Source organism: Streptomyces sp. TRM68367 (genome assembly GCF_014495685.1).
In the GTDB taxonomy this organism is placed as follows: Bacteria; Actinomycetota; Actinomycetes; order Streptomycetales; family Streptomycetaceae; genus Streptomyces.
Map to the genome: position 1 here is coordinate 11,264 of NZ_JACTVI010000139.1, position 5,055 is coordinate 16,318.

Genomic DNA, 5,055 nt, shown 5'->3' on the forward strand with positions numbered 1-5,055 from the left:
AACGACGTCGACTTGTTCAGCGCGTCCGTGATGGTCGCCGGGTAGCCGGTCGGACCGAAGTCGCTGTACGTCGTCGGGTTGTTGTCGGCGTCCGTCGCGGTGGTCAGCTCGCCGTAGGAGTCGTAGGCGTACTTCGTGGTGTAGTCACCTGCCGTCGCGGTGGCGACACCGTCCGGGTCGGTGACCGAGGTCAGGTTGCCGAAGGTGTCATAACCGAACTGCCAGGTGCGGCCCTCCGGGGAGGTCTTGGTGTACAGGTCGGCCGAGTAGCCGTCCGCACGCGTCTGGTACGCGTACGCCGAGCCGCCCGACGGGTAGCTGGATGCGTTGCAGTAGTCGGTCGGGTTGAACGAGGTCCACGACTTGGTCGTCTCCGCGTCCCAGTGGCGCAGCGGGTAGCCCGTCTTGGGGGCGTAGCAGTATGCGGTCTTCGCCCCGTTGGCATCCTCCAGGTAGGTGACGTTGTTGTCCGCGTCCCACGACAACTTCATGGTCTCGGACTTGGCGTTTGTGGTCTGGACCGGGCGGGCGAAGTCGTCCGTCACGTATCTCGTGGCGTGCGATTCGGCGTCCGTGACCGTCGTGTCGGTGAACTTCGTGTTCGACGTGTCCGCCGCGTACGCGAAGTCGGTGGTGCCGTTCAGGCGGTCGGTGATGGTCTTGGTCCACCAGTGGTAGGCGGGGTTGTCGCCGGTCTGCGGGGCGTAGTAGGCCAGCTTCGTGTCGTGGCCGCGCGGGTCGGTCGCGGTGACCAGCTTGACGTTCTTGTTGCCCTGGGTGGCGTCGTAGGTGAACTTGAACACCTTCGGCTGGGCGGAGCCGTCACCGTCGGTGAACTGACCGAGCAGGCCCTTGGTGGTGTAGTAGAAGGAGACCTTGCGGCCCGAGATGTCCGTGATGGACTTGACGTGGTCGTAGATCTTGGAGTTGGTCAGGTTGGTGCCGGTGACCTTGGCGCCGGTGTCGTCGATGTACTCGTACGACGCGTCGCCCTTCCCGTAGTAGTCGACCCTGAGGGACTGGCGGCCGGCGGGGTCGGTGATGTACTGCAGGAACTTGGTCGGCTTGTTGTTGGACTTGCGCTCGGCGTACGTGTACGTCTGCGTGTTGCCGTTCTTGTCGACCACCGAGGTCAGGTAGCCGTCGCAGCCGAAGAGGAAGCGGGTGCCGTCCGGGCGCAGCAGGGTCCAGGCGTCGGGGACCGGGTCCTTGTTCGGGGTGCAGTCCAGGTTCGCCTTCATCGTGATCTGGTAGTGGACGCCCGCCGGGGCCTTCCAGCTGCCGTCCGCCTGCTTGGTGAAGACGTGGGTGGTGCCGTCGCCGTCCGGGAGACGTATCTCGGTCGGGTTGGGGTTGGGGTGGAAGTCCAGCGGCGCGCCCAGCCGGATCGGCCCCGCCAGCTGCATCGACCAGCCCGCACCCGACACCGTGTCGGAGGTGTCGAGCGAGTTGTAGGCGAAACGCGCGAACGTCGTCAGGCCGCGGCCGGGGTTGGAGAACGCGTTGTACGACCACACCGTGTTGCCCGAGGCCAGGTTGTTCATCACCGTCGAGCCGGCGCCGGTGTTCTTGCCGGTGTAGGAGTAGAACTTCTCCAGGCCGAGCGTGTTGGAGGTGGGGTCCTCCACCGCCACGTTCTGTTTCAGCGGCTGGATCGAGGTGTTCGTGGCGGACAGCCAGGAGCCGTCGGAGACCTTGCGGATGTCCCAGCCGAGCACGTAGTTGGTGCGCTTGTTGCCTGAGTCGGAGTTGATCGGCGTGGCGACCTGGGCCTGGATCGTCGCCGACTCGCCGGGGCTGAGCGCGGGTATCGCCGTGGACAGCTGGTTGCCGCCGGTGGTGACATCCGTGCCGTCCGGCAGCTTCCAGGTGTACGACAGCTCCCGCTCACCGGCCGCCCACGCCGCGCTGGTCGTGTTGGTGATCGTGAAGTCCACCGTGTAGGTGGAGTTCGGGGTCATCCGCGACGGGGTGGTCGGCGCGTAGTAGGTGTCCGAGGTCGTCGAGTCGACGTAGATGACGCGCAGCAGCGGGCCGAGCTGGTAGTCGGAGGCCTCCGAGGACAGGAACAACGTGCGCTCCTGCGGCCCGGTGGTGGACTCGTCCTTCAGCTTGACCATGGCCCCGTGGTTGGACGATGGCGTCCTGGTCCAGCCCTGGGTCAGCGACGTGGCGTCCCACTCGTGCCGGCCGACGTCCGACACCGAGGCGACCGTGTCCGAGACCGTGCCCGAGTAGTCACCGCCCGCCGTACTCCATGCCGTGGTGGAGTCCGCGTTGTTCCAGGTCGCCGTCGTCTCACCGAAGTCGCGGGTAAGACCGTGCAGTTCGTAGATCGCGCCGTCGGTGCCGGTGGTGGTCTCCGCCCCCCACATGAACAGGCGGGACTCCAGCACCGTCGCCGTGGTCGGAATGCTGGACGTGTCGAACTTCAACGCCGCACGGGTCTTGCCGTAGGTGGGAGAGTTGTTGCCCACCTCCAGCCACTTCTGCCCGATCCCGTAGGACTGGATGGCGTCCTGGTTGGTGGTCGGCTGACCGGAGGACAGCGTGGTGTCCGTGACCCCAGAAGTGCCCTGGATCAGCCGCATCGTGCGGCCCGCCTTCGGCACGCCCACGATCCGGGTCGGCGAGCCGAGCAGCTGGCCGTTCTTCGTCCGCACCGCGATCTGGTAGTAGTACGACCGCCCGATCTCCACACTGGAGGAGTCCGGAGTCGGCGTCGCGGTGGTGTCCGTGTACGACGTCGCGGACGCGCCGATCGGCGCGACCAGCGTGGCCGGGGACGGGTTGAACGCCTGCTGCGTGGACCGGTACAGCTCGTACCCGGCGATGTCCAGGCCCGGGTCGCCGCTGGTGTTCTTGTACGCGGGCCAGTGCAGCTCCGGACCGGTGGAGTGGATGACCGTCGGCGAGTCCAGCGCGGTCCCGACCGCACCGTAGGTGACCGTCAACCTGGGGATCGTGGATGTCTCACCGCCGTAGGAGCCATCCCCCGACTCGTAGCGCGGGCCGCCCAGCGGGGCGGTGGATGACTCGTCCGTGCCCTTCAGCACGAACCCGTCGTTCGGGTCGGTGCCGTTGACCCACTTCTGGACGGTGTCGGTCACCGGGAACCGGTGCCACAGGTTGTACTGGCCGGTGTGCTTCACGATGGTCGCCGGGTTCACCCAGCGCACCGCGTCCGCGATCACCGCCGTCGACGTCGAGGCGGGACCGTCGCCGAGGACGACCTTGCCGGCCGTACCCTTGCCGAAGGCGATCTTCTTGCCGCCGTTCAGGGACGTCCACACACCGCCCGTGCCGGAGGACTCGTCCACCGTGTACGTCGTGGAACCGCCGCTGCCCGTCACCGTGAACGGGGCGTTCGTCGCCCGGTCCGAGGCCGGCACGTAGTGCACATCCACCCGGTAGGAATCCGACTCCGGCAGCTTCGGCTGCCAGGCGTAGGTGTCCCCCGCCACCGAGTCCTTGTTGTAGTGGTAGTCGGACCCGATCGCGTACTGCGTCAGCGTCGAGCCGGACGCCGGCCAGGAACCGGTGGCCGCCGTCGTGCCCGCATCCCCGTCGTCCACCTGAACGCTGGTCCCGGACTGCTCACCCACCAGCGAACTGGTGTTGGACCACGTCGCCGTCGACTCATCCCACGCTCCGGTCGCCCGGTAGGCGCCGATGGTGACATCGTTGGCGTTCGTGGTGTGCGCCTGGTCGTAGTACATCTCCAGACGCGCCGCGTCGATCTTCGTGCCCGACGGGATCTCCGACAGCGGGAACTTGATCAGCGAACGAGCGATACCGGTGTCCGTCTTGCCGACCGACAGCTTCCAGCTCGAGTTGAAGTTCGTCGCCGACTGATCCGACAGGACCATGACATCCTGGGAGTCGGCCGGACTCGGCGCGATCGTGATCGTCGGGTCGATCACCACCGGGTACTGGCGGTCCTTGGACGCAAGCCACTTGGCGTCCGGCGCGACGGTGATCTTCCAGGACTTGCCGACCCGGGTCAGCTTCTGCGTGACCTTCGTGCTGTAGGTCTGCCCGAAGACGGAGTCGTCCGCCTTCTTCGCGTCCGTCATGAACGGCGCCGGAATCACCATCACCGGCGTGTGCGGCAACTCCCCGTACAGCGCGATCGATCCGTCCTTGCGCGCCTTCGGCACGAGCCCGGCCGTGTCCAGCGTGAACGTGAACTTCAGCGGACCGGTCGGACGCTTGGCGAGAGTGATGTTCTCCTTCACTCGGCCCGGACCCACACCGTAGGCCAGACTCGCGCCGTGCGCCCGGTCCTGGTACGTGACCGTCGAACCCTTCGCCTTCGGCTCCAGCTTCTTGCCGGCGCCCTCAAGGCCCAGGGTGACCGAGCGGCCGTCCGGCGACTGGAACCGCACCAGCCGACGGGTGTCCGAACCGAACCAACTCCGCCCGTCATTGGTCGTGTTGGCGAACTCGAAACCCTTCCCTGCCGCCGCCTTCGACGCCGCCCGCACCGTCGTGTCGATCGTCTTCCACGACCTGGACTTGGCATCCCGGTAGGAGCTCGGGAGCGCGGACAGCTCCGCCTGTACCCGGCCGTCCGACAACTGCCAGAAACGCGCCTCGGGGGTACGGCGCCCCGTCAGCTCCTTGACCCGCCTGGCCTTCGGCTCCTTCCTGCCCTGCGGCAGCTTCTGACGATCCGCCACACTCAGTTCATCATGCGATGGCGGCTTTTTACTTTCTTTGCTATCGTCGAACCAGCTCTTGACGGTGTCGACAATTCCCTTTCCGTCACCGTCATGGGATGCGGGTGCCGCATAGGCGAGCTGGGGCAGCGCGGTACTCGTCACCGCGGCCACCACCAGGCACGCCAAAAGTCTGCCTGCTCTCGGTATCACCGAATCATTTCCTTGTCTCCCGTGACCTAAACATGCCGCTGAACATCCGTCTGGCCTGCACCGACAGCAGGGCACGCCAAGCGGCGCCGCAGTTCTAGTAGACTGTCGCGGCTAATATTTGGGATAAAGGTGACGCAGTTTGATGCGTGCATCGTGGGTGGTGAACTGCCAGTCCACCTGA

The 5,055-nt window shown here is 66.2% G+C and carries 1 protein-coding gene; it reads right to left on the bottom strand.

Annotated elements, in window-relative coordinates:
* The coding region (locus tag H8R17_RS48095; RefSeq protein WP_262505922.1) for a DNRLRE domain-containing protein at positions 1 to 3,869 on the bottom strand (3,869 nt) is incomplete at its 3' end.
* Positions 3,870 to 5,055 lie beyond the last annotated feature (1,186 nt).